A 25,002-nucleotide genomic window follows, 5' to 3' on the forward strand; every position below is an offset into this window, starting at 1 on the left:
ACTGGTGTCAACGCTGACATCAAGTGGCCCGATGATGAACGTAAGTCAGCCGACACGTCAACGCCTCGGGCGGGATTCCCCGGTGCGGCCTGGCTGCCCGTCAGACGATGTCGGCTGTCGCGAGCTGTGCCAACTGGTCCCGCCACGGCGGGTTGGGGCCGGCGACCGAGCAGGTCAGAGCCGCTACCAGGGCGGCGAAGCGGGCGGCTTCCGCTACATCGTCGAGGCGCAGGGCGGCGAGCCGGCCGCCGAGAAGTCCGCGGGCTCCGAGGTGGTGCAGCAGCCCCGCGGTGAACGAGTCCCCCGCTCCCACGGTGTCGACGACCGGCGTCGCCACCGCGGGCACCGCCACCCGTTCGCCGTCGAGCGAGACCAGAGCGCCGTCGGCGCCGCGCGTGATCACGACCAGCCGTGCTCCGGCCGCGTGCCACAGGTCGCACGCCTTCTCCGGCTCGGTACCCGGCAGGAGAATCTCCAGGTCGTCCTCGCTGAGGCGCAGGATGTCGGCGAGGGCGCACCAGTGGGGCAACCGGGCGCGGTAGACGTCCGGATGCACCAGCAGGGGGCGGACATTGGGGTCGACGCTGATGGTGGCCCCGGCCGAGGCCCCGGCCAGGAACTCCTCCACCACTGCCGCGCCGGGCTCCCTGACCAGGGCGAGTGAGCCGGTGTGCAGGCAGGAGGTGCCGGAGAGGTCGACTCCCGCCAGTTCCTTCGGAGTCCACTGCCAGTCGGCCGTGTTCTGCGCGTGGAAGGAGAACGCGGCCTGCCCGTGGGCGTCCAGTTCGGCCACGGCCAGCGTGCTGGGCTCGGCGGCCTCGACGGCGTCCGAGAGGTCGACGCCGGACGCCTGGAGGTGGGCGCGGAACAGGCGGCCGAACACATCGCCGGACAGCCGTGCGAGGAGGCGGGCCGGGGTACCGAGGCGGGCCAGAGCCACCGCCGTGTTCGCGGGTCCGCCGCCCGGCAGCACCCGCAGGGCGAGTTCGTTCGCGGCGCTCGACGGCTCGGTGAAGGCGTCGGCGACGCACTCTCCGAGAACGGTGATCCGGTGCGGGCTCATGTGCGGCTCTTCTCTCGGAGCGGTGCGGGCGGACAGCGCGGGCAGGGTGCGGCGCACGCCTGCCTCCGGCCGACCCCACGGCCGACGGCTGTCGGGGCGTTGCCTATTTGTGACGGGCGGAAGGCATTGACGTTGCCGGGAGACGGAGTCCATCATCCTCGCCATGCGGTGTCAACGATGACATAAGTCAACGGTGACACCGGGGGTGGCATGCCCGCACCCTGCCCTGTGCCGCCCGCTATCCACAGGAGTCGTCCATGTCTCGCACCACGCGCCTGTCCTCCTCCCTCCTCAGAGCCGCCGCCGTCACGGGCGTCGCGGCCCTCACCCTCACGGCCTGCGGGTCCGGCTCCGGTTCCGGATCGGGTTCGGCCAGTTCCGGTTCGGGCGACGTCAAGGTCGGTCTGATCACCAAGACCGACACCAACCCGTTCTTCGTGAAGATGAAGGAGGGCGCGGAGAAGACCGCGAAGTCCGAGGGCGTCGAGCTGATGACCGCGGCCGGCAAGTTCGACGGGGACAACGCCGGGCAGATCACCGCGATCGAGAACATGGTCGCCGCCGGTGTGAAGGGCATCCTGATCACCCCGAGCGACTCCAAGGCGATCGTGCCCGCGATCGCGAAGGCCCAGGCCAAGGGTGTGCTGGTCATCGCGCTGGACACGCCGACCGAGCCGGAGAGCGCGGTCGACGCCCTCTTCGCCACCGACAACGTCAAGGCCGGTGAGCTGATCGGCGAGTACGCGAAGGCGGCCATGGCGGGCAAGACGGCGAAGATAGCCGCGCTCGACCTCGCGCCGGGCGTCTCCGTCGGCGTCCAGCGGCACGACGGGTTCCTCAAGGGCTTCGGCGCCACCGACAGCGACGTGGTCTGTGCCCAGGACACCGGCGGCGACCAGGCCAAGGGCCAGACGGCGATGGAGAACTGCCTCCAGAAGGAGCCGGACATCAACGTCGTCTACACGATCAACGAGCCCGCCGCGCTCGGCGCGTACACCGCGCTGAAGGCCAAGGGCCGGGAGAAGGACGTCCTGATCGTCTCCGTCGACGGCGGCTGCACCGGTACCCAGGCGGTCAAGGACGGCAAGATCGCCGCGACCTCTCAGCAGTACCCGCTGAAGATGGCGGCCCAGGGCGTCGAGGCGGTCGTGACGTACGCCAAGGGCGGCAAGAAGGCGTCCGGTTACACCGACACCGGCGTCACGCTGATCACCGACAAGCCGCAGACCGGGGTCGACTCGAAGGACACGGCGTTCGGCCTGGAGAACTGCTGGGGCTGAGCCGCCCGTCGGTCCCACGACCCGTCTCTCCCCCTCAGCGGGGCGGCCGGACCCACCTCCCCGACCCGGGACGGCCGCCCCCTCGCCTCCTTGTCCCCCAGCGGGGGCCGACAAGGACTTCCGCCTTCCGACAAGGACTTCGCATGACTGCCACGTCCACGCCACCCTCGACGCCGTACGCCGAAGTCAAGGCACCGACCCTGGCCCGCAGACTGCTCACGCAGCCGACCACCGGCCCGCTGGCCGCCCTGCTGCTGGCCTGTGTCTTCTTCTCGTTCTCGACCGACCAGTTCCTCACCGGCGGGAACTTCTCGCTGATCGTGCAGCAGGTCATGGTGGTCGGCACCCTCGCCATCGGGCAGACCCTGATCATCCTCACGGCGGGCATCGACCTGTCGTGCGGTGCCGTGATGGCGTTCGGCAGCATCGTGATCGCCAAGATGGCGGCCGAGGGTTCCCTGCCCCCGCTGTTCGCGATCGCGCTGGGCCTGGTGGTCTGCGGCGGTTTCGGGCTGCTGAACGGGCTGCTGGTGCAGAAGATCCCGCTGCCGCCGTTCATCGTCACCCTCGGCATGCTCAACGTGGCCTTCGCACTGACCCACATCTACTCCGAGGAACAGACGGTCACCAGCCTGCCCGGCCCGCTGACCGCCCTCGGGCAGACCTTCCCGCTCGGCCACACCGACATCACCTACGGCTCTCTGGTCACCATCGCCCTGTTCCTCGCCTTCGCCTACGCGCTCAGCTCCACCGGCTGGGGCCGGCACGTCTACGCCCTGGGCAACAGCCAGGAAGCCGCCCGGCTGAACGGCATCCGCACCTCCCGGCTCACCATCGGCATCTACACCGTGGCAGGTCTGCTGTACGGCGTCGCCGCCCTGCTGCTCATCTCCCGTACCGGGGTCGGCGACCCGCAGGCCGGGCAGACCGACAACCTCGACAGCATCACCGCCGTCGTCCTCGGCGGGACCAGCCTGTTCGGCGGCCGGGGCTCGGTCCTCGGCACGTTCATCGGCGTCCTCATCGTCGGTGTGTTCCGCAACGGACTCCAGCTGATGGGCGTCGCCTCCATCTACCAGACCCTGATCACCGGTGTGCTGGTGATCCTCGCGGTGACCGTCGACCAGATCTCCCGGAAGAAGACCCGATGAGCGCCATGTCCTCCCCCACGCCCGTGCTGCAGGCCCGCGGTCTGGTCAAGCGCTACGGCCAGGTCACCGCCATCGACGGCGCCGACTTCGATCTGCTGCCCGGTGAGGTCCTCGCCGTCATCGGCGACAACGGCGCCGGCAAGACCAGCCTCATCAAGGCGCTCACCGGCGCGGTGACCCCCGACGAGGGCGAGATACGCCTCAATGGCGACCCCATCACTTTCTCCGGTCCGCAGAGCGCCCGCGCCCACGGTATCGAGACGGTGTACCAGGACCTCGCCGTGGCCGCCTCCATGGACATCGCCTCGAACATGTTCCTCGGGCGGGAACTGAGGCGCCCCGGTGTCCTCGGCAGTGTCTTCCGGATGCTGGACAAGAAGCGCATGCGGCAGGAGGCCGCCGAGCACATGGCCGATCTGAAGATCGGGCTGCGCTCGCTGACCCAGTCGGTGGAGACCCTCTCCGGCGGGCAGCGGCAGGCCGTCGCGGTCGCCCGGTCCGTCGCCTGGGCGAGCAGCGTCGTCGTGATGGACGAACCCACCGCCGCCCTCGGTGTCAAGGAGTCCGGCCAGGTGCTCGACCTGATCCGCCGGGTCCGCGACAAGGGCATGCCGGTCGTCCTGATCAGCCACAACATGCCCCATGTCTTCGAGATCGCCGACCGCATCCACGTCCACCGGCTGGGCCGACGGGCCGCCGTGATCAAGCCCTCCGACTACTCCATGGCCGAAGTCGTCGCCATCATGACCGGCGCGCTCACCGTCGACGCGGCCGGAGGTACGGTCATCACGGATTCCGAGGCCGCCAAGGCCGTAGGTGTCCAGGCCAACTGACCACACCTTCAGCAGCTACGGGTTCCGGCCGAGGCCGAGGCCGGAACCGACGAGCAAGGAGACCGTGTCCTCCATGGCAGCGAACCGCCGCCCCACCCTGGCCGACGTCGCCCGCGAGGTGGGTGTCAGCGCCAAGACCGTCTCCCGCGTCCTCAACGAGGACGGACCCGCCTCCGCGCAGACCAGGGAACAGGTACTCGCCGCCGTAGCCCGGCTGGGCTTCCAGCCGAACCTCATGGCACGCAACATCCGCGTCGGCGGACCCGACACCACCGTAGGACTCGTCATCCCGGACCTCGCCAACCCCTTCTTCGGCGCCGTGGCCCGCGGTATCGAGGACAGCGTCGGGGACCGCGGCCTGACCCTCCTCATGGGGTCCTCCGCGGACGACCCCGACCGCGAACGCGCCCTGACGGACAAGTTCCTCGCCCGCCGGATCAGTGTCCTCATGGTCGTGCCGTCCGTCGGCGCGAACCACTCCCACCTCAAGTCCCAACGCGACGCCGGGCTGCCCATCGTCTTCCTCGACCGGCCTGGAGTGGGACTGACCACGGACAGCGTCGTCAGCACCAACCGCACGGGCGCGCACGACGGCGTCGCCCATCTGATCGCCCACGGACACCGGCGCATCGGCTTCGTCGGCGACCTGCCCACGAAGCTGTACACCCGCCGCGAGCGGCTGGCCGGCTATCGGGAGGCCCTGAAGGAAGCGGGTCTCGCCCACGACCGCTCGTTGGTCACGAACGCCCATGACCAGCACGGTGCCTCAGCCGCCACGGCCCAGCTGCTGGACCTGGCGGATCCCCCCACCGCCCTGTTCGCCGGCAACAACATCGTCGCGCTGGGCATAGTCACCGAACTCGCCCGCAGCAAGCGCAAGGACGTCGCGGTCGTCGCCTTCGACGACGTGGCGCTCGCCGAGGCCCTCGAACCGGCCCTGACCGTCGTCGCCCAGAACCCTGAAGAAATCGGCAGGGCAGCCGCAGCGACCGCCCTGGCCCGCCTCGACGGCGACCGCTCCCGCGCTCGCACCGTCACCATCCCCACCCAGCTGCTCAGCCGCGGTTCGGGCGAACATCCGCCTGCCGCACAGCACGGGGCATGACATCGCCGGACGGCACCAAGAGGACGCAGGCATCACGAGAACGGCCCCGCGTACGCGGGGCCGTTCTCGCATCCATGGGTCAGAGCGCCGCGGCCGCCGCCTTCCCCGCCTGTCGGCCCGAGAACAGGCAGCCGCCGAGGAAGGTGCCCTCCAGGGAGCGGTAGCCGTGGACTCCGCCGCCGCCGAAGCCGGCGACCTCCCCGGCCGCGTACAGGCCCGGTATGGGGTTACCGGACTGGTGGAGGACGCGGCCGGAGAGGTCGGTCTGGAGGCCCCCGAGGGTCTTGCGGGTGAGGATGTTGAGGCGTACGGCGATCAGCGGACCGGCACTCGAATCCGTGATCTTGTGGATGGCCGCCGTACGACTCAGCGTGTCCCCGGGGTAGTTGAGGGCGTTGCGGATGCCCATGACCTGGGCGTCCTTGGTGTACGGGTTGTCGATCTCGCGGTCCCGGGCGTCGATCTGGCGCTTGAGGTCGGTGAGGTCGATCAGGTTGTCGCCGGTCAGCTTGTTCATTCCCGCGACGAGCGCGGTCAGGTTGTCCGCGACGACGAAGTCGGCCCCGTTCTTCTTGAACCGCTCGATCGGTTCCGGGGTCTGCCAGATGCGGGACAGCAGCATCCAGATGTCCTTGTTGGTCAGGTCGGGGTTCTGCTCCGAGCCCGACAGCGCGAACTCCTTCGCGATGATCTTCTGCGTGGTGACGAACCACGAGTAGTCGTAGCCGGTGTCGGTGATCGTCTTGAGGGTGTGGAGGGTGTCGTAGCCCGGGATGTCGGGGCTGGAGAACCGCTTGCCGGTGGCGTCGAACCACATCGAGGACGGGCCGGGCAGGATGCGGATGCCGTGCTTGGGCCAGATCGGGTCGTAGTTCTGGAGACCCTCGGTGTAGTGCCACATGCGGTCGGGGTTGACGATGCGGCCGCCGGCCTGCTCGGTGATGGCCAGCATCCGGCCGTCCACGTGCGCGGGCACACCGGTGATCATCGACTTGGGGGGCGTGCCCATCCGGGCGGGCCAATTCGCGCGGACGAGATCGTGGTTGGCGCCGATGCCGCCTGAGGTGACGATCACGACCGGGGCGCGCAGCTCGAACTCGCCGACCACCGTGCGGGAACTGGACTTTCCGCGGGCGACACTGCTCGGCTCCAGGATCGCGCCGCGTACGCCGGTGACGGCCCCCGCGGTGGTCACCAGCCCGTCCACCCGGTGGCGGAACTTGAAGGTCACGTTGCCGGCGGACACCGCCGCGCGGACCTTCTTCTCGAAGGGCTCCACCACCGCGGGTCCGGTGCCCCAGGTGACGTGGAAGCGAGGCACGGAGTTGCCGTGCCCGTCCGCGAGACCGCCGCCGCGCTCGGCCCAGCCGACGATCGGGAACCACTGCATGCCGAGCCCGGCGAGCCAGGAGCGCTTCTCACCGGACGCGAAGTCCACATACGCCTCGGCCCACTTGTACGCCCAGTAGTCCTGCCCGGCCGGGTCGGCGATGCCGCGGTCGAAACCGGCCGTGCCCAGCCAGTCCTGCCAGGCCAGGTCGTGGGAGTCCTTGACACCCATCAGGCGCTGCTCGGCGGAGTCGACGAAGAACAGGCCGCCGAAGGACCAGAACGCCTGGCCGCCCAGGCTCGCCTCCGGCTCCTGGTCGAGGAGGAGCACCTTGTGTCCCGCGGCGGCGAGTTCGGCCGTGGCGACGAGTCCCGCGAGACCGTGCCCGACGACGATCGCGTCCGCGTCCTGCGACTCGGCGGCGGACGCCGGCACGGCCCCGGCGAGATAGGCGGCGGCGAGGGCACCACCGGCTGCGGTGAGGGCGCGGCGGCGGGTGAGACCGGCCGACGAGGCCGTGTTGTCCGTGTTCTCCATGGGGCGCCTTCCAGGTAGCGGCACTGCGGGTGCGGGAGGGAACGCGGGGGAAGCATGGGGGAAGCTTTATGGGGGTGTTGATGCGCGAGGTGTGCTGTTACCGTCGGTAGCCCACAAGGTAAACAGCTCTCCAAGCCGACGCGGTAGTCGCCGGACGTCAACGCCGACGCCGCTTCGTTGTGGCCCGGCCACACAGCTCGGACTCCGCGGGGAGGGGCCCATGACCGTCGTCCACGAACCCGAGCCGGTCATCGAGGTCCTGCGCGCCATGGCCGTCGACACGGACGTCTGCGGCGAGTTGGTGCTCGCGGCCCGCACCCGCTCCCCCGAACTGGCCCGGCTCACCGAGGCCGAGACCCGCTCGCACGTCACCGCGCTGATCCGCGCGGCCGGCGCCTGGTTCACCACCTTCGACCAGGTGGAGGCCCTGGCCGACCAGGACTTCGCCGCCGCGCTGCTCCTCGGCGCCGACCGCGCGGTCCAGGGCGTCCCGATGACCGCCGTACTGCGCGGAGTACAGGCCGGGCTCACACGCGCGGTCGAGATCACCCTGGAGCGCTGCCGCTCGGCGGGCGTCTCCGACGCCGTACTGCTCTCCGTGGTGCTGCGGATGAAGGAGTACGGCGACACGGTCGAACGGCATGTCGTCAACGGCTACCGGGCCGCCGAGCAGGAACCGCCGCGCGAGACCGGCGCCCTGCGCACCCGGCTGCTGGGCCAGCTGCTGCTCGGCGGACTGGTGCCGCCCGCGGCGGAGTTGGCGCGGGCGGGGCTGCGGCCGAACGCCGGGGGCCTGTACCACTGCCTCGCCGCCGACCCCGTGGACCCGCACGCACTGCCCGCGCTGCGCGCGGCGACGGCGGTCGTGGAGGGGCATCTGGCCGGGCTGTGTCCGAGACCGCCGTCGCCGGCGGAGATCGATCCGGGCGCTCTGGTGGTGGTCGCACCGGCCGCTCCCCCGCCCGAACTGCGCGCGCTGTACCGGCTGTGCGTGCGCGCGCTGGACATCGCACGGCGGCAGGGCCGGCAGGGCCTGTACGACCTCACGGACTTCGCCGCCGAGATCGCTCTGGCGGAACAGCCGCTGCTGGGGGCGTATCTGAGCCGCGAGCTGCTGGGCGCGCTCAACCCCGCCGACGACTTCCACCGCCAACTGGCGCTCACCGCGCTGACGTACCTGGACAACGGCCGCCGTCTCGACCAGACGGCCGCCGCCCTGTTCACCCACCCCAACACCGTCCGCTACCGGCTCGGCAGGCTCCGGGAGATCACTGCCGGATCACTGAACGAGCCGCTCGCGGACGGCGGTTCGGGGCCACTGCACACGCTGCACTGGCGGTGGGCGCTCACCACCTGGCTGGAGGTCAGCCCTCGGTCAGCGTGACGTCCTGCTGCCGGGACGCGTGGAACCGGGGCAGCGGCAGGCCGCCCTGGGGGGCGAGTTCCATGACGGTGGCCTCGACCTGGGCCGCGCCCGGCTCCAGCGCTCCGGGCGAGGGCTTGCCCGTGTTCTCCCAGCGGTGCTCGGCGCCGTCGCACACGGCCTGGGTGCCGCCGATGCCGTGGCGGACGGACGGGGACTTCTGGCCCACGGAGGAACTCACGAAGACCGGGCCCGAGTTGCCGAGACAGCGGTAGGTGCCGGAGAGGGTGACCGTGCCGTCGGCGGCGATGCTGCCCGCCGGGTCGACGGTGACCGTCTCGTAGGGGTCGGCGGTGGCGGTGGGGGCCGCGGCCAGGAGGAGCAGCGCGGCGACGGCGACGGAGAGGGCGATGGCGGGGCGTACGGGCATGGGGATGCCTTCCGAATAGCGGTACGGGATCCCCCACTCGTACCGCTCGGGCGCCCCGAGGGGTGTGACCGTCACTCCTTCGGTGGCGAGTCCGCGGCGGTCATCGTGGATCGGTCCTGGTGTTGTCCGCGTGTTGTCACGGTTGGCGTCCGGCCGTTCCGATGAGTTCCCGGCGGGAGCATGGTCTATCCATACGGACGACCCGTACGGATCGTCCTCCGATGTGGAGGTGCGCCATGTGTTCCCACCAGCCTTCGTGCCCTGCCTCCGACACCGCCGCGCCGCACGTCGTGGCCGCCCATCCCGAGCAGGGGTGGAGCCTGTTGTGCGACGGGGCGATCGTCTTCGACGACACGGGTGAGCTGCGGCCGGACGGCAGCGCCGTGGGCCCGGTCGAGCGACTGGCCATGGCGGCCTGATTCCCGGGACCTAGGGCAGGACCGCGAAGCCGTCGAGTTCCACCAACGCCTCCTCGTCCCACAGGCGGACGACCTGGACGACGGCCATCGCGGGGTAGTTCCGGCCCGCCAACCTCCGCCAGACACCCCCGAGTTCGGCGGCTCGGGTGCGGTAGTCGGCGACATCCGTGGCGTAGACGGTGACGCGGGCGAGGTCGGCGGGGGTGCCGCCGGCCGCCTTCAGTGCTCCCAGCAGATTGGTGAGCGCCCTCTCGAACTGCTCGACCAGCCCCTCCCCGACGACCTTCCCGTCGGTGTCGAGGGCGGTCTGGCCGGCCAGGAAGACCACGCGGGTGCCGGTGGCGACGACGGCGTGGGAGAAGCCGGCGGGTGGGGACAGGTGGGGCGGGTTCACCCGCTCGGTGCTCACCGGGGCGCCTCCTTCTCGTACAGCTCCTCGTACAACTCCTTGTACAACTCCTTGGCGATGATTCCGCGTTGGACCTCGCTCGCCCCCTCGTAGATGCGCGGTGCGCGTACCTCTCGGTAGAGGTGTTCGAGGAGGTGGCCGCGTTCCAGGGCGCGGGCGCCGTGCAGTTGGACGGCGGCGTCGACGACGTACTGCGCGGTCTCGGTGGCGAGCAGCTTCGCCATCGCGGCGCGCTGGGGGACGTCGGGGGCGTCCTCGTCGTACGCCGTCGCCGCCGCGTACACCATGAGGCGGGCCGCCTCGGTGCGCAGGGCGAGCTCGGCGACCTGGTGGGCGACCGTCTGGAGATCCTTCAACTTGCCGCCGAACGCGTCCCGTCGCGCGGTGTGGGCGAGGGTCGCGTCCAGGGCGGCCTGGGCCATGCCGACCGCGAAGGCGCCGACGCTGGGCCGGAACAGGTTGAGAGTGCCCATCGCCACCCGGAACCCACGGTCGGGCTCACCGAGGACGTCGTCGGCGCTGACGGGCACGCCGTCGAAGGCGAGGGCGCCGATGGGGTGCGGGGAGAGCATGTCGAGCGCGGTACCGGTGAGTCCGGGACGGTCCGCGGGGACGAGGAAGGCGGTCACACCGCGGGCGCCGGCACCGGGAGTGGTGCGGGCAAATACGGTGTAGAAGTCCGCCTCGGGAGCGTTGGAGATCCAGCACTTCTCCCCGGTGAGCCGCCAGCGCGAGGAACCGTCGGGCCGGGCCCCGAGGGCTCCGACTTCCGCGTCGGCAGCGCCGGCCGCCTTGCTGCCGGGGGCATCCGCGCGCGGCCGAACGCCGTGGGTATCAGCGCGCGGCCAAGCACCGTCGGCATCAGCGCGCGGGCCGACTCCGGGAACCTCCGCGAGCGGCTCACCACGGGACGTGTCCGCACGCCGCCCACCGCTGGAGGCACCCGCACGCGTCTCGGCAGCGAGGGCGTCCCCACGCGTCCCGGTGCCATAGGCCTCCACAGGACGGCCGCCCGCCACGACGCCCGCGCGCGCCCCACCGCCACCAGGAGCACCCTCGCCCGGCCCGGAGCCGGGAGCACCCTCGCCCAGCCCGGAGCCACGGGCACCCGAGCCCGGCCCGGAGCCAAGGGCATCCGCACGCGTGTCCCCGCCGGGAACACCCGCGCGCCGCCCGTCACCAAGACCACCCGCGCTCCGCCCTCAGCCCCAGCGCCGCCGCGTCCGAGCCGGCGCCCGGCTCGCTCAGGGCGAACGCCGCCACCGCGCGGCCCTCGCTCACCGGGGGCAGCCAGCGCTCGCGCTGGGCGGGGGTGCCGTACGCGTGCACGGGATACGCCCCCAGCCCCTGCAACGCGAGCGCGGTCTCCGCCTCCGTGCAGGTGTATGCGAGGGACTCCCGCATCAGGCACAGGTCGAGCGCGCCGGAGGTGAAGAGTCGTCGCAGCAGGCCCAGTCGGCCGAGTTCGGCGACCAGGGCACGGTTGACGTGTCCCGGCTCGCCCTTCTCCGCCAGCGGGCGCAGCCGCTCCGCGGCCAGGGCGCGCAGCTCCGCGCACCAGGCGGTTTGTACCGGATCGAGCGAGAATGCGGGCATTGCCGGTCCCCTCTCTCCACTGGACCCCTCGACGATATCGCGTCCCATTGACTGTCGTCACCAACGCGATACGCTCCTCCAGCGAGCCCACTCACGACGCCCACAAGGCAGGCCACCAGGCAAGGGGGCACCCGCCATGAACGTCTCGGCGCACGTCGACACCTTCGCGCGCGACCATCTCCCACCGCCGGACCAGTGGCCCGAACTGGTTTTCGATCTGCCGGAGCTGCGGTACTCCGATCGGCTGAACTGTGCCGACGAGCTGCTGACCGGCCCGCCCGACGGCGCCCCGGTGTTCCACACCCCCGCCGGGGACACCTGGACGTACGGCACCCTGCGCGCCCGCGTCGACCGGCTCGCGCATCTCCTCACCGGGGACCTCGGGGTCGTACCCGGCAACCGTGTGCTCCTGCGCGGACCCACCTCGCCCTGGCTCGCGGCCTGCTGGCTGGCGGTGCTGAAGGCGGGCGCGGTCGCGGTGACCGTGCTGGCGCAGCAGCGGCCGCACGAGCTGGCGACGATGTGCGAGATCGCGCAGGTCGGTCACGCGCTGTGCGACATCCGGGCGGTCGACGACCTCGCGAAGGCCGAGATACCGGGCCTCAAGGTCACGGCGTACGGCGGTGACGCGCCCGACGACCTGCTGAACCGGACGGCGCCGGACACGCCGTACCCCGCTGTGGAGACCGCCGCCGACGACGTGGCGCTGATCGCCTTCACCTCCGGCACCACGGGACGCCCCAAGGGGTGCATGCACTTCCACCGGGATGTGCTCGCGATAGCCGACACCTTCTCGCGGCATGTGTTGCGCCCACATGTGGACGATGTCTTCGCGGGCAGCCCGCCACTCGGTTTCACCTTCGGCCTCGGCGGGCTCGTCGTCTTCCCGATGCGGGCCGGTGCCAGCGCGCTCCTGCTCGAACAGGCCGGTCCCAAGCAGCTGTTGCCCGCGATCGCCGAACACCGGGTCTCCGTGGTGTTCACCGCGCCGACCGCCTACCGCGCGATGCTCGACGAGCTGGACGGGTACGACACCACCTCCCTGCGCCGCTGTGTCTCCGCCGGCGAGAACCTTCCCGCGACCACCTGGCAGGCCTGGCACGAGCGGACCGGGCTGCGGATCATCAACGGCATCGGCGCGACCGAGCTGCTGCACATCTTCATCTCGGCCGCCGACGAGCACATCAGGCCGGGGACGACCGGGGTGCCGGTACCGGGGTGGCACGCGCGCGTGATCGACGAGGACGGCCGGGACAGGCCCGACGGGGAGCCCGGGCTGCTCGCGGTGCGCGGGCCGGTCGGCTGCCGCTATCTCGCCGATCCGCGGCAACGGGAGTACGTGCGCGACGGCTGGAACATCACCGGGGACACCTATGTCCGTGAGGGCGACGGCTACTTCCGCTATGTCGCCCGCGCGGACGACATGATCATCTCGGCCGGGTACAACATCGCGGGCCCCGAGGTCGAGGACGCGCTGCTGCGCCACCCGGACGTCGTGGAGGCCGCGGTCGTGGGGCGGGCGGACGAGGCGCGCGGGCAGGTCGTGGTGGCGTACGCCGTGGTCAAGGAGGGCGCCGAGCGGGACGCCGGAGCGCTGCGCGCGTTCGTGAAGGCGGAGCTGGCGCCGTACAAGTGTCCGCGCGAGATCGTCTTCCTGGACGCGCTGCCGCGCACGGCGACCGGCAAGCTCCAGAGGTTCAGGTTGCGTACCGGGGGTGACCAGCAGTGATGCCGACGACCTAAGATGATCAACGTGTCCGACCAGCATGCACCACGGTCTCTCATCGTCACGCTCTACGGCGCCTACGGCCGCTTCGTGCCCGGCCCGGTACCGGTCGCCGAGCTCATCCGCCTGCTGGCCGCGGCCGGCGTGGACGCCCCCTCCGTGCGGTCCTCCGTGTCCCGGCTCAAACGTCGCGGGTTGCTCGTGCCATCACGTACGGCACAGGGCGCGGCCGGGTACGAACTGTCGCCGGACGCCCGCCAGTTGATGGAGGACGGCGACCGGCGCATCTACGCCGTCGAGCCGCCCGAGGACGAGGGCTGGGTGCTCGCCGTGTTCTCCGTGCCGGAGTCGGAGCGGCAGAAGCGGCACGTGCTGCGCTCACGGCTGGCCGGGCTCGGCTTCGGCACCGCGGCGCCGGGCGTCTGGATCGCGCCCGGACGGCTGTACGAGGAGGCCCGGCACGTCCTCCAGCGGCTCCGCCTCGACCCGTACGTCGACTTCTTCCGCAGCGAGCACCTCGGCTACGCCCCGACCGCCGAGGCCGTGGCCCGCTGGTGGGATCTCGCGGCGATCGCCAAGGAGCACGAGGAGTTCCTCGACCGCCACGCGCGCGTGCTGTCGCAGTGGGAGCGGCGCGAGGACACTCCGCCCGAGGAGGCGTACCGCGACTACCTCCTCGCCCTGGACTCCTGGCGCCACCTCCCCTACGCCGATCCCGGCCTGCCCGCCCGGCTGCTCCCGGAGGACTGGCCGGGCAGCCGTTCGGCGGCCGTGTTCCGGGGGCTGCACCGGCGGCTGCGGGACGCGGGCGCGGCCTTTGTCGGCATGTGACCTGACCCACAACACAGGTAGCTAAGGGAACCCTCAGGTTCCTCTGTCCCTCTTCTCAAGTTTCTTACCTAGCGTCCCTCTGGTCGTACGTAGGTAAGGAAGAGGACTGTTGCTCATGACCACCACGGCAAGGGCTCAGGGAGCCACCGTCTGGCTCACCGGGCTGCCGAGCGCGGGCAAGACGACCATCGCCCGCCATCTCGGTGACCGGCTGAAGGCCGAGGGACACCGGGTGGAGGTTCTCGACGGCGACGAGATACGCCGCTTCCTCTCCGCGGGCCTCGGCTTCTCCCGCGAGGACCGCAACACGAACGTGCAGCGCATCGGGCTGGTCTCCGAGGTCCTCGCCCGCAACGGCGTGCTCTCCGTCGTCCCCGTCATCGCGCCCTACGCCGACAGCCGCGAGGCCGTCCGCAAACGGCACGAGGCGAGCGGGACGCCGTACGTCGAGGTGCATGTCGCCACTCCGGTCGAGGTGTGCAGCGAGCGGGACGTGAAGGGTCTGTACGCCAGGCAGGCCGCGGGCGAACTGTCCGGGCTGACCGGCGTCGACGACCCGTACGAGCCGCCGGTGGACGCGGCGCTGGTGCTCCGGACGCAGGCGCAGACCCCGCAGGAGTCGGCGGCCGCGGTGTACGCGGTGCTGGCGGAGCGGGGGCTGGTGTGAGCACGGTCAAGGAATTCACCCTCTCCCACCTGGACGCTCTCGAATCCGAGGCGGTGCACATCTTCCGCGAGGTGGCGGGGGAGTTCGAGCGGCCGGTGATCCTTTTCTCCGGCGGCAAGGACTCCATCGTCATGCTGCATCTGGCGCTCAAGGCCTTCGCCCCCGCCGCGATCCCCTTCTCCCTGCTGCACGTGGACACCGGGCACAACTTCCCCGAGGTCCTCGACTACCGCGACCGCACGGCCACCCGGCATGGACTCCGCCTCCATGTGGCCTCCGTACAGGACTACATCGACCGGGGTGTGCTCCGCGAACGTCCCGACGGCACCCGCAACCCGTTGCAGACGCTGCCGCTGACCGAGCGGATCCAGAGCGAGCGCTTCGACGCGGTCTTCGGCGGTGGCCGGCGCGACGAGGAGAAGGCCCGCGCCAAGGAGCGCGTCTTCTCCCTGCGCGACGAGTTCTCACAGTGGGACCCGCGCCGCCAGCGCCCCGAACTGTGGAACCTCTACAACGGCCGACACGCCCCCGGCGAACACGTCCGCGTCTTCCCCCTGTCCAACTGGACCGAACTGGACGTCTGGCAGTACATCGCCCGCGAGGAGATCGAGCTGCCGGAGATCTACTACGCCCACCAGCGCGAGGTCTTCCAGCGCGCCGGCATGTGGCTGACCGCGGGCGAGTGGGGCGGGCCCAAGGCGGACGAGACCGTGGAGAAGCGACAGGTGCGCTACCGCACGGTCGGCGACATGTCCTGCACCGGCGCGGTGGACTCCGACGCCGACACCATCGAGAAGGTGATCGTCGAGATCGCCGCGTCCCGGCTCACCGAGCGGGGCGCGACCCGCGCCGACGACAAGATGTCCGAGGCCGCGATGGAAGACCGCAAGCGCGAGGGGTACTTCTAGGCATGAGCACGACTATCGACACCCTCCGTTTCGCGACGGCCGGTTCGGTCGACGACGGCAAGTCCACCCTGGTGGGCCGGCTGCTGCACGACTCCAAGTCGGTCCTCGCCGACCAGCTGGAGGCCGTGGCGCACGCCTCCCGCAACCGTGGTCAGGAGACGCCGGATCTGGCACTGCTGACGGACGGTCTGCGCGCCGAGCGCGAGCAGGGCATCACCATCGACGTCGCCTACCGCTACTTCGCCACCCCGGTCCGCCGGTTCATCCTCGCCGACACCCCCGGCCATGTGCAGTACACCCGCAACATGGTGACGGGTGCCTCCACGGCCGAGCTGACGATCATCCTCGTCGACGCCCGCAACGGCGTCGTCGAGCAGACCCGCCGGCACGCCGCCATCGCGGCGCTGCTGCGGGTCCCGCACGTGGTCCTCGCCGTCAACAAGATGGACCTCGTCGGGTACGAGGAGAAGGAGTTCGACCGCATCGTCGAGGACTTCGCCGGGCACGCCGCCGAGCTGGGCCTGCCGTCCTTCACCCCGATCCCGGTGTCGGCCCTCGTCGGCGACAACGTCGTGGACCGCTCGGCGCACATGGACTGGTACGGCGGCCCGGCCCTGCTGGAGTTCCTGGAGAACGTGCCCGTCGGTGTCGAGGCCGCGGACGCGCCGGCCCGCTTCCCGGTCCAGTACGTCATCCGTCACGGCGAAGTCCGCCACTACGCGGGCCAGTTGGTCTCGGGCGCGCTCCGGGTCGGTGACCGGGTCACGGTCCACCCCTCCGGTGAGAGCTCCGAGATCGCCGGCATCGACGTGCTCGGCGTCGCGGCCGAGGTGGCGTACGCGCCGCAGTCGATCGGTGTGCGTCTCGCGGACCAGCGGGACGTCTCGCGCGGCGACATGATCACCGCTGGTGTCGATGTCCCCGCGCTCACGCGGGACGTCCGGGCGTCGGTCTGCCATCTGGCCGACCGTCCGCTGCGGGTCGGCGACCGGGTGCTGGTGCGGCACACCACACGGACGGTCAAGGCGATCGTCAAGGACCTCGGTGGAGCCGGGGAGTTGAGCGCGAACGACCTGGGTCGCGCCACGCTGCGCACGGCCGAGCCGCTGGCGCTGGACGACTACGCGGTCTCGCGGCGCACGGGCGCGTTCATCCTGATCGACCCGGCGGACGGCTCGACGCTCACGGCAGGCATGGCCGAGCTCCCGTAGGCGCCTTCACCCGGAGCGCCCTCAGGTCCCCAGCGTCAGGCGGGGCTTGGGGGCGTCCGTGCGTCCGGTCTGCGGCCGGCGGCTGCCCGCCCGGTACGGATCCGGCCAGCCGACGCCCGGCCCCTCGTAGCCCTGCTCGGCGGCGGCGTGCAGCGTCCAGTGCGGGTCGTAGAGGTGCGGGCGGGCAAGGGCGCACAGGTCCGTACGCCCGGCCAGGATCAGGGAGTTGACGTCGTCCCAGGACGAGATCGCGCCGACCGCGATCACCGGGACGCCGGTCTCGTGGCGGATACGGTCCGCGAAGGGCGTCTGGTACGACCGCCCGTACTCGGGCCGTTCGTCCGCCACGACCTGCCCGGTCGACACATCTATCGCGTCGGCGCCGTGCGCGGCGAAGGCACGGGCGATCTCGACCGCGTCCGCCGCCGAGGTCCCGCCCGGTGCCCAGTCGGTGGCGGAGATACGGACGGTCATGGGCCGCTCCCGCGGCCACACGCCCCGTACGGCGTCGAAGACTTCGAGGGGGAAGCGGAGCCGCTTCGCGAGCGAGCCGCCGTAGGCGTCCGTGCGGTGGTTGGTGAGCGGGGAGAGGAACCCGGACAGCAGGTAGCCGTGCGCACAGTGCAGTTCGAGCAGGTCGAAGCCGGCGCGGGCGGCCCGCCAGGCGGCGGCGGTGAACTGTTCGCGCAGGTCGGCGAGTTCAGCACGGGTGAGCTCGTGCGGGGTCTGGTTCGAGGGGGTGTACGGGATCGGGGACGCGGCCACGACGGGCCAGTCGCCGTCGGGCAGCGGCTCGTCGATGCCCTCCCACATCAGCCGGGTCGAGCCCTTGCGGCCGCTGTGTCCCAGCTGGACGCCGATCGCGGTGCCGGGCGCTCGGGCGTGCACGAAGTCGGTGATCCGTTTCCACGCCTCGGCCTGCTCGCCGGTGTAGAGGCCGGTGCAGCCGGGGGTGATACGGCCCTCCGGGCTGACGCACACCATCTCGGTCATCACCAGGCCCGCGCCGCCGAGCGCCCTCGCCCCGAGGTGGACGAGGTGGAAGTCGCCGGGGAGGCCGTCGGTCGCCGAGTACATGTCCATGGGCGACACCACGACCCGGTTGCGCAGGGTCAGGCCGCGCAGCCGGAACGGGGTGAACATCGGGGGCGTACCGGGTGGGCAGCCGAACTCGCGCTCCACGGCGCCCGTGAAGCGGGCGTCGCGCAGTCGGAGGTTGTCGTGGGTGACGCGGCGGCTGCGGGTGAGCAGGTTGAAGGCGAACTGGCGGGGCGGCTGGTCGAGATAGCGGCCGAGGTTCTCGAACCACTCCAGGCTGGCGAGGGCGGCGCGCTGTGTGGAGGCGACGACGGGTTTGCGTTCCGTCTCGTAGGCGGCCAACGCCTGCTCCAGCGAAGGCTGTTCCTCCAGGCATGCGGCCAGGGCGAGGGCGTCCTCGACGGCCAGTTTCGTGCCCGAGCCGATGGAGAAGTGCGCGGTGTGGGCGGCGTCGCCGAGGAGGACGGTGTTGCCGTGGGACCAGTGTGCGTTGACGACCGTACGGAAGGTGGTCCACGCGGACTTGTTGGCACGCAGCGGCCTGCCGCCGAGGGCGTCCGCGAAGATCTTGGCGCAGCGGTCGACCGAGCCCTGCTCGTCCAGGTCCGCGAATCCGGCCGCCTGCCAGACCTGTTCGTGCATCTCGACGATCACCGTCGAGGCGTCCGCCGCGTACGGGTAGCCGTGCAGCTGCATCACGCCGTGTTCCGTCTCGGCGATCTCGAAGCGGAAGGCGTCGAAGGCGAAGTCGGCGGCGAGCCAGATGTAGCGGCAGTGGTGGGTGGTCACCTGGGGGCGGAACGCCTGGGCGTGGGTCTCGCGGGTGGTGCTGTTGACTCCGTCGGCGGCGATGACGAGGTCGTGGGTCGTCGCCAGGTCGGGCGGGGCCTCGGTGCGAAAGCGGAGGTCGACGCCGAGGGTGCGGCAGCGATTGTGGAGGATCTCCAGGAGGCGTTTTCTGCCGAGGGCGGCGAAGCCGTGGCCTCCGGAGGTGTGGCGGGTGCCCCGGTGGACGATGTCGATGTCGTCCCAGCGGGTGAAGTCCTGTTGCAGGGCGGTGTAGACCGCCGGGTCCGCGTGCTCGATCCCGCCCAGGGTCTCGTCGGAGAGGACCACTCCGAAGCCGAAGGTGTCGTCGGGGGCGTTGCGTTCCCAGACGGTGATCTCGCGGGCCGGGTCGAGGCGTTTGAGCAACGCTGCCGCGTAGAGGCCGCCGGGGCCGCCACCGATGATCGCAAGGCGGAGAGGAGACACAGCACTTACCGCCCCTGCCATTTCGGCGGCCTTTTCTCCGTGAACGCCTGGTGGAACTCCGCGTAGTCCTCGCCGTTCATCAGCAGGGCCTGCGTCGAGGCGTCCAGTTCCACGCTCGCCGCCAGCGGCATGTCCAGCTCCGCCGTCAGCAGCGCCTTCGTCTGGGCGTACGCCAGTGCCGGGCCGTCCGCGAGGCGGCGGGCCAGCGCCGCGGCCGCCTCGTCCACCCCGCCCTCGTCCGTCAGTTCGCTGATCAGGCCGATGCGCTCGGCCTCGGGTGCGCGGACCGGTTCGCCCAGCATCAGCAGGCGGGTCGCGTGGCCGAGGCCCACCACCCGGGGGAGGAGGTACGCCGCGCCCATGTCGCCGCCCGACAGACCCACCCGGGTGAAGAGGAACGCGAACCGGGCCGTGGGGTCCGCCACCCGGAAGTCCGCCGCCAGGGCCAGTACCGCCCCGGCGCCCGCCGCCACGCCGTGCACGGCCGCGATCACCGGGAACGGGCATTCCCGTACGGCCCGGACGACCTGTCCGGTCATCCGGTTGAAGTCGAGGAGCTGGGCCGTGTCCATGGACAGGGTCGCGCCGATGATCTCGTCCACGTCGCCGCCGGAGCAGAAGCCACGGCCCTCGCCGGCCAGCACCAGGGCGCGTACCGACCGCTCCCGGGAGAGTTCGGCGAGGAGGTCGCGCAGGTCGGCGTAGGCGCCGAAGGTGAGCGCGTTGAGTTTGTCGGGGCGGGCGAGGGTCACGGTGGCGACGCCGGACGCGATCTCCACGCGCAGGTGTTCCCAGTGGGCGGTGCGGGCGGCGGAGCCGGTGAAGGGACTCATGCGGTGCGGCCTCCCCAGACGAGGTGCGCTCTACCCTTCGAAGCTATCACTCATCTTTGACTGTCGTCACGAGTGCGCGATAACACCGTACGGATGTGACCTGGACCGGTCACATCTGTCACGGCTCCTCGACAGAGCCGCTACGGCGGGATCAGCCGTGCGAGGCAAGCCGTTGTGAGGGGTAAGCCGCTCGGTAACGGGGCCCAAGGTCCCGTACGGTGCCCATCGGATGCCTCTGCCGGGCGGCGCCGTACCATTCATAAGGTTGAAAGCAGGACAGCCTGCTCATGAACGGAACCGCCTTGCAAGATCGCCCCCCAGCCTCCGCCTCCTGGCGCATCGCGCTGCCGCACTCCGCAGCCGCCGTGCCCGTCGCCCGCGCACTGGTGCGCACGGCGCTGGCCGAGCTGAAGCACGGGGCCGACAGCGACACCGCTGAGCTGCTGACGGCCGAGCTGGTCGCGAACGCCGTGGAGCACACCGCCGGGGACGCCCCGATAGAGCTCGTCGTGGAGCTGCTGCCCAGCGGCTGCCAGGTCGAGGTGCACGACCCGGACCCGGCACCGCCCGGCAACCTCACCCGCCCCATGGACACCGAGCCGGACCCCTGGCAGGAGCACGGGCGCGGTCTGCTGCTGATCCGCGCCCTGAGCTCGTCGTGCGGGCACCGCCCCACCGAGTCCGGCAAGGCGGTCTGGTTCAGACTGCCGGTGGTGCCGCCGCAGTGGCGACCCGCGTGACGGAGCCCGCCCGGGAGCTCAGGCCAGCGTCGCGACCAGGACCGCCTTGATGGTGTGCATCCGGTTCTCCGCCTCGTCGAAGACGACCGAGTGCGCCGACTCGAAGACCTCGTCGGTCACTTCCAGGGACTCCAGTCCGTGGGAGTCGTATATCTCCTGACCGACCTTGGTGCCGAGGTCGTGGAAGGCCGGCAGGCAGTGCAGGAACTTGACGTCCGCGTTGCCGGTGGCGCGCAGGACGTCCATGGTCACGGCGTACGGGGCGAGGGCGGTGATCCGCTCGTCCCAGACCTCCTTGGGCTCGCCCATGGAGACCCAGACGTCGGTGGCGACGAAGTCGGCGCCCACGACACCCTCCTGAAGGGACTCGGTGAGGGTGATCCGGGCCCCGCTGTCGACGGCGAGCTGACGGGCCCGTTCCACGATGTCCTGGGCGGGCCAGTAGGTCTTCGGGGCGACGATCCGGACGTCCATGCCGAGCAGGGCGCCGGTGATCAGGTAGGAGTTGCCCATGTTGAAGCGGGCGTCGCCGAGGTAGGCGAAGGCGATCTCCCCGACCGGCTTGCTGCTGTGCTCGGTCATCGTCAGCACGTCGGCGAGCATCTGGGTGGGGTGCCAGTCGTCGGTGAGACCGTTGTAGACGGGGACGCCGGCGAACGCGGCCAGCTCCTCGACCTTCTGCTGGCTGTCCCCGCGGTACTCGATCCCGTCGTACATCCGGCCCAGCACGCGGGCGGTGTCCTTCACGGACTCCTTGTGCCCGATCTGCGAGCCCGACGGGTCCAGGTACGTCGTGGAGGCACCCTGGTCGGCGGCCGCGACCTCGAACGCGCAGCGGGTGCGCGTCGAGGTCTTCTCGAAGATCAGCGCGATGTTCCTGCCCTGGAGGTACCGCGTCTCGGTCCCCGCCTTCTTGGCCGCCTTCAGCTCTGCGGCCAGCTCGATCAGACCGAGGAACTCCGGCCCGGTGAAGTCGAGCTCCTTGAGGAAGTGGCGCCCGGCGAGGGCGGTCGGGACGGTCGCCATGGGGGCGCTCCAGGGATACGAGTGACACGGACTTTTGGAAGTCTATACGACGCCTTACATTTCTATGCGATCCCCTGTACGCCTATACGGCCGCACGTTCGACCGGACAGCTCATGCAGCGCGGTCCGCCCCTGCCCCGCCCCAGCTCGCTGCCCGGGATCTCGATGACCTCGACGCCCTGCTTGCGCAGATAGGTGTTGGTGGTGGCGTTGCGTTCGTAGGCGACGACGACCCCCGGTTCGACCGCGAGGACGTTGCAGCCGTCGTCCCACTGCTCGCGCGCGGCGGCATGCACGTCCTGGGTCGCGGTCAGGACGCGGATCTCGTTGAGCCCGAGGGCGGCCGCGATCGCGCGGTGCATGTGCTCCGGCGGGTGATCGGTGACCTTGAGCTCCTTGTCGCCGACGCCCGGTTCGATGGTGTACGAGCGGAGCATGCCGAGCCCGGCGTACTGGGTGAAGGTGTCGCCGTCGACCATCGTCATCACGGTGTCGAGATGCATGAAGGCCCGCCGCTTGGGCATGTCGAGCGCCACGATCGTCTGCGCGGACCCGGCGTCGAACAGCTTGTGCGCGAGCATCTCCACGGCCTGCGGCGTGGTCCGCTCGCTCATGCCGATGAGGACGGCGCCGTTGCCGATGACCAGGACGTCACCGCCCTCGATGGTGGACGGGTAGGCGGCCTGCCCCTCGCTCCACACGCGGAACGTCTCGTCGCGGAAGAGGGGGTGATGCCGGTAGATCGCCTCGAAGTGGACCGTCTCCCGCTGCCGGGCCGGCCAGCGCATGGCGTTGACGGAGACGCCGTCGTAGATCCAGGCGGAGGTGTCACGGGTGAAGAGATGGTTGGGCAGGGGGGCGAGGAGGAAGTCGTCAAGGTCCATCACATGGAAGCGGACGGAGACCGGCTCCTCGTGCGCCTCCAGGAACTCCCTCTTGGTCATGCCGCCGACGAGCGCCTCGACCAGTTCGGCCGCGGGCAGCGACTCGAAGGCGGCACGGAGGTGGTCGGTGGCCAGGACGCCGTACTCCTTCTCGTCGAAGACCCGGTCCAGGACGAGGGTGCGGGCCGCCGGGATCGCCAGGGCCTCGGTGAGCAGGTCGCCGAAGAGATGGACGGTGACCCCGCGGTCGCGCAGCACGTCCGCGAACCCGTCGTGCTCGGCGCGCGCCCGGCGCACCCACAGCACATCGTCGAAGAGGAGGGCGTCCTTGTTGCTGGGGGTGAGCCTTTTGAGCTCGAGATCCGGCCGGTGAAGGATGACGCGGCGCAGCCGCCCGGCCTCGGAGTCGACATGGAATCCCATGACTCCATCCTGACCACCGATGACCGACTTCACCCCCCGCTTGACCACTTCCCTTTCTCGTCCCCTTGACGATAAACAGATCGCCCGGTTATCGTCGTCGAGACGAAAAGAGGGTCTCGTGGCAGACATCACCCGGCGCCTGGGCTGGCGCCATCTGCGTGGCGCACCGACCGCGCACGTCCGGCACCACCGTGGCGGAAAGCTCCTGCACGACGGGCCGGGCCTGAGTTTCTGGTTCCGCGCCCTGACCGCCGCGCTCTCCGAAGTCCCGGTAGACGACCGGGAGTTGGCGATGACCTTCCACGCCCGCACCTCCGACTTCCAGGACGTGACGGTGCAGGCGACCGTGACCTACCGGATCAGCGACCCGGCGCTCGCCGCGTCCCGCCTGGACTTCTCGATCGACCCGGACACGGGCGCGTGGCGCGGCACACCGCTGGAGCAACTGGGCACGCTGCTCACGGAGACCGCGCAGCAGCACGCGCTGGACGTACTGGCCCGCACGTCGTTGTCGGCGGCCCTGGTGGACGGTGTGGCGGCGGTACGGGAGCGGGTGGCGGCGGGGCTGGCGACGGAACCGCGGCTGCCGGCCACGGGAATCGAGGTGGTGGCCGTCCGCGTGGTGGCGCTGCGACCGGAGCCGGAGGTGGAACGGGCCCTGCGCACCCCCGCCCGTGAGCAGATCCAGCAGGAGGCGGACCGGGCGACGTACGAGCGAAGGGCGGTGGCGGTCGAGCGGGAGCGGACGATCGCCGAGAACGAGCTGGCCAGCCAGATCGAACTCGCCCGCCGCGAGGAGCAGTTGGTGGAGCAGCGCGGTACGAACACCCGGCGGGAGGCGGAGGAGCACGCGGCGGCGGACGCGGTTCGGGCCCAGGCGGAGGCGGCCCGGTCGGTCAGGCTGGCCGACGCGGAGGCGGCTCGCACGGTGAAGCTCGGCGAGGCGGAGGCGGCGCGTTCGGTCGGGCTGGCCCGCGCGGAGGCCGAGGGTGCGCAGGCGGTGGGCGCGGCCCGGGCTCAGGCGCAGGCCGCGTGGCTCCAGGTGCACACGGACGTGGACGTGGCCGTCCTGCACGCGCTCACCGCGAGCCGGCTGGCGGAGAACCTGCCCCGGATCGACAGCGTGACGGTGTCGCCGGACGTCCTGACCGGGCTGCTGGCCAAGCTGGGCGCGCGGGACCGGACGTGAGCCTCGCCCCACGGGTGGTCCTGGTCCACCGCACCACGGAGTACGAGGAGTTGGTGGCCCACCACGGCACCCACGGCCAGGCCGCCTTCTTCCTCTCCTCCCGCGGCCGGGACATCGAGGAGGTGGCCGAGCGCCACCGCCGTACGCGACGCGCGCTCGCGGAAGTGACGGCGGCGATTCCCCTGACCTGGCGTCAGTCGCGGGTGGAACGCGCCGACCTGGACCGCTTCCTGTTCGCACCGGAGGACGTGGTGGTCGTGGTCGGCCAGGACGGACTGGTGGCGAACGCGGCCAAGTACCTCTCCGGACAGCCGGTGCTGGGCATCGACACGGACCCCGGCCGCAACCCCGGTGTGCTGGTCCGCCACCGCCCCCAGGACGCCGCGAAACTCCTGACATCCGGTGCCCCATCGGTCGACGAACTCACCATGGTCGAGGCGGTCGCCGACGACAGCCAGCGCCTGGTCGCCCTCAACGAGATCTACCTGGGCGCCCCGGGCCACCAGACCGCCCGCTACCGCCTGGGCCTCGACGACCACGGGGGTGCCGCCGAGGCCCAGGCTTCCTCCGGAGTGCTGGTGGGCACGGGGACGGGGGCGACGGAGAACTCCGGGCGGCGGGCCCGCGAAGGCGCCCGTGACGGCGTGGCCCTCGACGTCGACGAGGCCGCGGTCCTCCTCCAGGCCCGCGGCACGGCCCTCGACGATCTCACCGCCTCCGCCGCCCGCGTCCGTGACGTGGGCCTTCAGGCGGCGGG

General features: G+C 71.1%; 22 protein-coding genes and 2 pseudogenes. 14 read left to right on the forward strand and 10 right to left on the reverse strand.

Features of this window, described 5'->3' with window-relative positions:
* Positions 1-100 precede the first annotated feature (100 nt).
* The gene (locus HLK59_RS12285) at positions 101-1,063 is read right to left on the reverse strand and encodes a carbohydrate kinase (RefSeq protein WP_171141428.1); all 963 of its coding nucleotides are present in this window, start codon (positions 1,061-1,063) and stop codon (positions 101-103) included.
* Positions 1,064-1,320: 257 nt separating this feature from the next.
* Here HLK59_RS12285 and HLK59_RS12290 point away from each other — a divergent pair, with 257 nt between their 5' ends.
* From HLK59_RS12290 to HLK59_RS12305, 4 genes are all read left to right on the forward strand, one after another.
* Positions 1,321-2,343 carry a sugar ABC transporter substrate-binding protein gene (locus HLK59_RS12290; protein ID WP_171141403.1) on the forward strand — a complete coding sequence of 341 codons (1,023 nt, stop codon included), beginning with the start codon at positions 1,321-1,323 and terminating at the stop codon, positions 2,341-2,343.
* A gap of 143 nt (positions 2,344-2,486) precedes the next feature.
* A complete protein-coding gene (locus HLK59_RS12295) occupies positions 2,487-3,494 on the forward strand; it encodes an ABC transporter permease (RefSeq protein ID WP_171141404.1) in 1,008 nt (335 codons plus the stop codon).
* Positions 3,491-4,327 (forward strand): ATP-binding cassette domain-containing protein, encoded by an 837-nt coding sequence (locus HLK59_RS12300; RefSeq protein ID WP_171141405.1) that lies wholly within the window; start codon positions 3,491-3,493, stop codon positions 4,325-4,327. Before HLK59_RS12295 ends, HLK59_RS12300 begins: the two co-directional genes overlap by 4 nt.
* Before the next feature lie 73 nt (positions 4,328-4,400).
* Positions 4,401-5,432, forward strand: a complete 1,032-nt coding sequence (locus tag HLK59_RS12305; RefSeq protein WP_171141406.1) for a LacI family DNA-binding transcriptional regulator — start codon at positions 4,401-4,403, stop codon at positions 5,430-5,432.
* A gap of 79 nt (positions 5,433-5,511) precedes the next feature.
* On the opposite strand, the gene HLK59_RS12310 is transcribed toward HLK59_RS12305, so the two are convergent.
* Positions 5,512-7,299, reverse strand: a complete 1,788-nt coding sequence (locus tag HLK59_RS12310) for an FAD-binding dehydrogenase (RefSeq protein WP_171141407.1) — start codon at positions 7,297-7,299, stop codon at positions 5,512-5,514.
* Positions 7,300-7,519: 220 nt separating this feature from the next.
* On the opposite strand from HLK59_RS12310, the gene HLK59_RS12315 reads away from it, so the two are divergent.
* Positions 7,520-8,683 carry a helix-turn-helix domain-containing protein gene (locus HLK59_RS12315; protein WP_171141408.1) on the forward strand — a complete coding sequence of 388 codons (1,164 nt, stop codon included), beginning with the start codon at positions 7,520-7,522 and terminating at the stop codon, positions 8,681-8,683.
* On the opposite strand, the gene HLK59_RS12320 is transcribed toward HLK59_RS12315, so the two are convergent.
* A complete protein-coding gene (locus HLK59_RS12320; protein ID WP_171141429.1) occupies positions 8,664-9,092 on the reverse strand; it encodes a DUF6299 family protein in 429 nt (142 codons plus the stop codon). The genes HLK59_RS12315 and HLK59_RS12320 overlap by 20 nt on opposite strands.
* Positions 9,093-9,328: 236 nt before the next feature.
* Here HLK59_RS12320 and HLK59_RS12325 point away from each other — a divergent pair, with 236 nt between their 5' ends.
* The gene (locus tag HLK59_RS12325) at positions 9,329-9,511 is read left to right on the forward strand and encodes a DUF5999 family protein (protein ID WP_171141409.1); all 183 of its coding nucleotides are present in this window, start codon (positions 9,329-9,331) and stop codon (positions 9,509-9,511) included.
* Positions 9,512-9,521: 10 nt separating this feature from the next.
* Here HLK59_RS12325 and HLK59_RS12330 read toward each other — a convergent pair whose 3' ends face one another.
* From HLK59_RS12330 to HLK59_RS12340, 3 genes and pseudogenes are all read right to left on the reverse strand, one after another.
* The gene (locus HLK59_RS12330; RefSeq protein WP_171141410.1) at positions 9,522-9,920 is read right to left on the reverse strand and encodes a RidA family protein; all 399 of its coding nucleotides are present in this window, start codon (positions 9,918-9,920) and stop codon (positions 9,522-9,524) included.
* Positions 9,917-10,708, reverse strand: a pseudogene (locus tag HLK59_RS12335) (acyl-CoA dehydrogenase); the annotation flags it as partial. The pseudogene HLK59_RS12335 and the gene HLK59_RS12330, both read right to left, overlap by 4 nt.
* A 406-nt stretch (positions 10,709-11,114) precedes the next feature.
* Positions 11,115-11,516, reverse strand: a pseudogene (locus tag HLK59_RS12340) (acyl-CoA dehydrogenase family protein); the annotation flags it as partial.
* Between the two features lie 136 nt (positions 11,517-11,652).
* On the opposite strand from HLK59_RS12340, the gene HLK59_RS12345 reads away from it, so the two are divergent.
* From HLK59_RS12345 to HLK59_RS12365, 5 genes are all read left to right on the forward strand, one after another.
* The gene (locus tag HLK59_RS12345; RefSeq protein ID WP_171141411.1) at positions 11,653-13,245 is read left to right on the forward strand and encodes an AMP-binding protein; all 1,593 of its coding nucleotides are present in this window, start codon (positions 11,653-11,655) and stop codon (positions 13,243-13,245) included.
* Positions 13,246-13,260: 15 nt separating this feature from the next.
* Entirely contained in the window at positions 13,261-14,073 is an 813-nt protein-coding gene (locus HLK59_RS12350; protein ID WP_171141412.1) for a PaaX family transcriptional regulator C-terminal domain-containing protein, read from the forward strand.
* Positions 14,074-14,188: 115 nt separating this feature from the next.
* Positions 14,189-14,740, forward strand: a complete 552-nt coding sequence (cysC, locus tag HLK59_RS12355) for an adenylyl-sulfate kinase (protein WP_171141413.1) — start codon at positions 14,189-14,191, stop codon at positions 14,738-14,740.
* Positions 14,737-15,648 carry a sulfate adenylyltransferase subunit CysD gene (cysD, locus tag HLK59_RS12360; RefSeq protein WP_171141414.1) on the forward strand — a complete coding sequence of 304 codons (912 nt, stop codon included), beginning with the start codon at positions 14,737-14,739 and terminating at the stop codon, positions 15,646-15,648. The genes cysC and cysD overlap by 4 nt, the downstream gene beginning before the upstream one ends.
* 2 nt (positions 15,649-15,650) lie before the next feature.
* Positions 15,651-16,859, forward strand: coding sequence for a GTP-binding protein (locus HLK59_RS12365; RefSeq protein WP_171141415.1), 1,209 nt, complete (start codon positions 15,651-15,653; stop codon positions 16,857-16,859).
* 21 nt (positions 16,860-16,880) lie between these two features.
* Here the strand turns inward: HLK59_RS12365 and HLK59_RS12370 are convergent, their stop codons facing one another.
* Positions 16,881-19,172 carry a bifunctional salicylyl-CoA 5-hydroxylase/oxidoreductase gene (locus tag HLK59_RS12370; protein ID WP_171141416.1) on the reverse strand — a complete coding sequence of 764 codons (2,292 nt, stop codon included), beginning with the start codon at positions 19,170-19,172 and terminating at the stop codon, positions 16,881-16,883.
* On the reverse strand, positions 19,157-19,984 hold the full coding sequence (locus HLK59_RS12375; RefSeq protein ID WP_171141417.1) for an enoyl-CoA hydratase family protein: 828 nt from the start codon (positions 19,982-19,984) through the stop codon (positions 19,157-19,159). Before HLK59_RS12375 ends, HLK59_RS12370 begins: the two co-directional genes overlap by 16 nt.
* Before the next feature lie 287 nt (positions 19,985-20,271).
* Here HLK59_RS12375 and HLK59_RS12380 point away from each other — a divergent pair, with 287 nt between their 5' ends.
* Positions 20,272-20,724, forward strand: a complete 453-nt coding sequence (locus HLK59_RS12380; RefSeq protein WP_171141418.1) for an ATP-binding protein — start codon at positions 20,272-20,274, stop codon at positions 20,722-20,724.
* 18 nt (positions 20,725-20,742) lie between these two features.
* Here HLK59_RS12380 and argF read toward each other — a convergent pair whose 3' ends face one another.
* Both argF and HLK59_RS12390 read right to left on the reverse strand, forming a co-directional pair.
* Positions 20,743-21,750 (reverse strand): ornithine carbamoyltransferase, encoded by a 1,008-nt coding sequence (gene argF / locus HLK59_RS12385; protein WP_171141419.1) that lies wholly within the window; start codon positions 21,748-21,750, stop codon positions 20,743-20,745.
* Positions 21,751-21,832: 82 nt separating this feature from the next.
* Entirely contained in the window at positions 21,833-23,056 is a 1,224-nt protein-coding gene (locus HLK59_RS12390; protein WP_171141420.1) for an arginine deiminase, read from the reverse strand.
* Between the two features lie 118 nt (positions 23,057-23,174).
* Here HLK59_RS12390 and HLK59_RS12395 point away from each other — a divergent pair, with 118 nt between their 5' ends.
* Positions 23,175-24,245: an SPFH domain-containing protein gene (locus tag HLK59_RS12395; protein WP_171141421.1), complete on the forward strand. Its 1,071-nt coding sequence runs from the start codon at positions 23,175-23,177 to the stop codon at positions 24,243-24,245.
* The coding region (locus HLK59_RS50930; RefSeq protein ID WP_346779717.1) for a hypothetical protein at positions 24,242-25,002 on the forward strand (761 nt) is incomplete at its 3' end. The genes HLK59_RS12395 and HLK59_RS50930, both read left to right, overlap by 4 nt.

Origin of the sequence: Streptomyces sp. S3(2020) (assembly GCF_013044505.1) — a bacterium.
In the GTDB taxonomy this organism is placed as follows: Bacteria; Actinomycetota; Actinomycetes; order Streptomycetales; family Streptomycetaceae; genus Streptomyces.

Bases quoted from the DNA above. Each gene is read 5' to 3' on its own strand.
- HLK59_RS12285 (WP_171141428.1), bottom strand. From the start codon at position 1,063: ATGAGCCCGCACCGGATCACCGTTCTCGGAGAGTGCGTCGCCGACGCC.
- HLK59_RS12290 (WP_171141403.1), top strand. From the start codon at position 1,321: ATGTCTCGCACCACGCGCCTGTCCTCCTCCCTCCTCAGAGCCGCCGCC.
- HLK59_RS12295 (WP_171141404.1), top strand. From the start codon at position 2,487: ATGACTGCCACGTCCACGCCACCCTCGACGCCGTACGCCGAAGTCAAG.
- HLK59_RS12300 (WP_171141405.1), top strand. From the start codon at position 3,491: ATGAGCGCCATGTCCTCCCCCACGCCCGTGCTGCAGGCCCGCGGTCTG.
- HLK59_RS12305 (WP_171141406.1), top strand. From the start codon at position 4,401: ATGGCAGCGAACCGCCGCCCCACCCTGGCCGACGTCGCCCGCGAGGTG.
- HLK59_RS12310 (WP_171141407.1), bottom strand. From the start codon at position 7,299: ATGGAGAACACGGACAACACGGCCTCGTCGGCCGGTCTCACCCGCCGC.
- HLK59_RS12315 (WP_171141408.1), top strand. From the start codon at position 7,520: ATGACCGTCGTCCACGAACCCGAGCCGGTCATCGAGGTCCTGCGCGCC.
- HLK59_RS12320 (WP_171141429.1), bottom strand. From the start codon at position 9,092: ATGCCCGTACGCCCCGCCATCGCCCTCTCCGTCGCCGTCGCCGCGCTG.
- HLK59_RS12325 (WP_171141409.1), top strand. From the start codon at position 9,329: ATGTGTTCCCACCAGCCTTCGTGCCCTGCCTCCGACACCGCCGCGCCG.
- HLK59_RS12345 (WP_171141411.1), top strand. From the start codon at position 11,653: ATGAACGTCTCGGCGCACGTCGACACCTTCGCGCGCGACCATCTCCCA.
- HLK59_RS12350 (WP_171141412.1), top strand. From the start codon at position 13,261: ATGATCAACGTGTCCGACCAGCATGCACCACGGTCTCTCATCGTCACG.
- cysC (WP_171141413.1), top strand. From the start codon at position 14,189: ATGACCACCACGGCAAGGGCTCAGGGAGCCACCGTCTGGCTCACCGGG.
- HLK59_RS12365 (WP_171141415.1), top strand. From the start codon at position 15,651: ATGAGCACGACTATCGACACCCTCCGTTTCGCGACGGCCGGTTCGGTC.
- HLK59_RS12370 (WP_171141416.1), bottom strand. From the start codon at position 19,172: ATGGCAGGGGCGGTAAGTGCTGTGTCTCCTCTCCGCCTTGCGATCATC.
- HLK59_RS12375 (WP_171141417.1), bottom strand. From the start codon at position 19,984: ATGAGTCCCTTCACCGGCTCCGCCGCCCGCACCGCCCACTGGGAACAC.
- HLK59_RS12380 (WP_171141418.1), top strand. From the start codon at position 20,272: ATGAACGGAACCGCCTTGCAAGATCGCCCCCCAGCCTCCGCCTCCTGG.
- argF (WP_171141419.1), bottom strand. From the start codon at position 21,750: ATGGCGACCGTCCCGACCGCCCTCGCCGGGCGCCACTTCCTCAAGGAG.
- HLK59_RS12390 (WP_171141420.1), bottom strand. From the start codon at position 23,056: ATGGGATTCCATGTCGACTCCGAGGCCGGGCGGCTGCGCCGCGTCATC.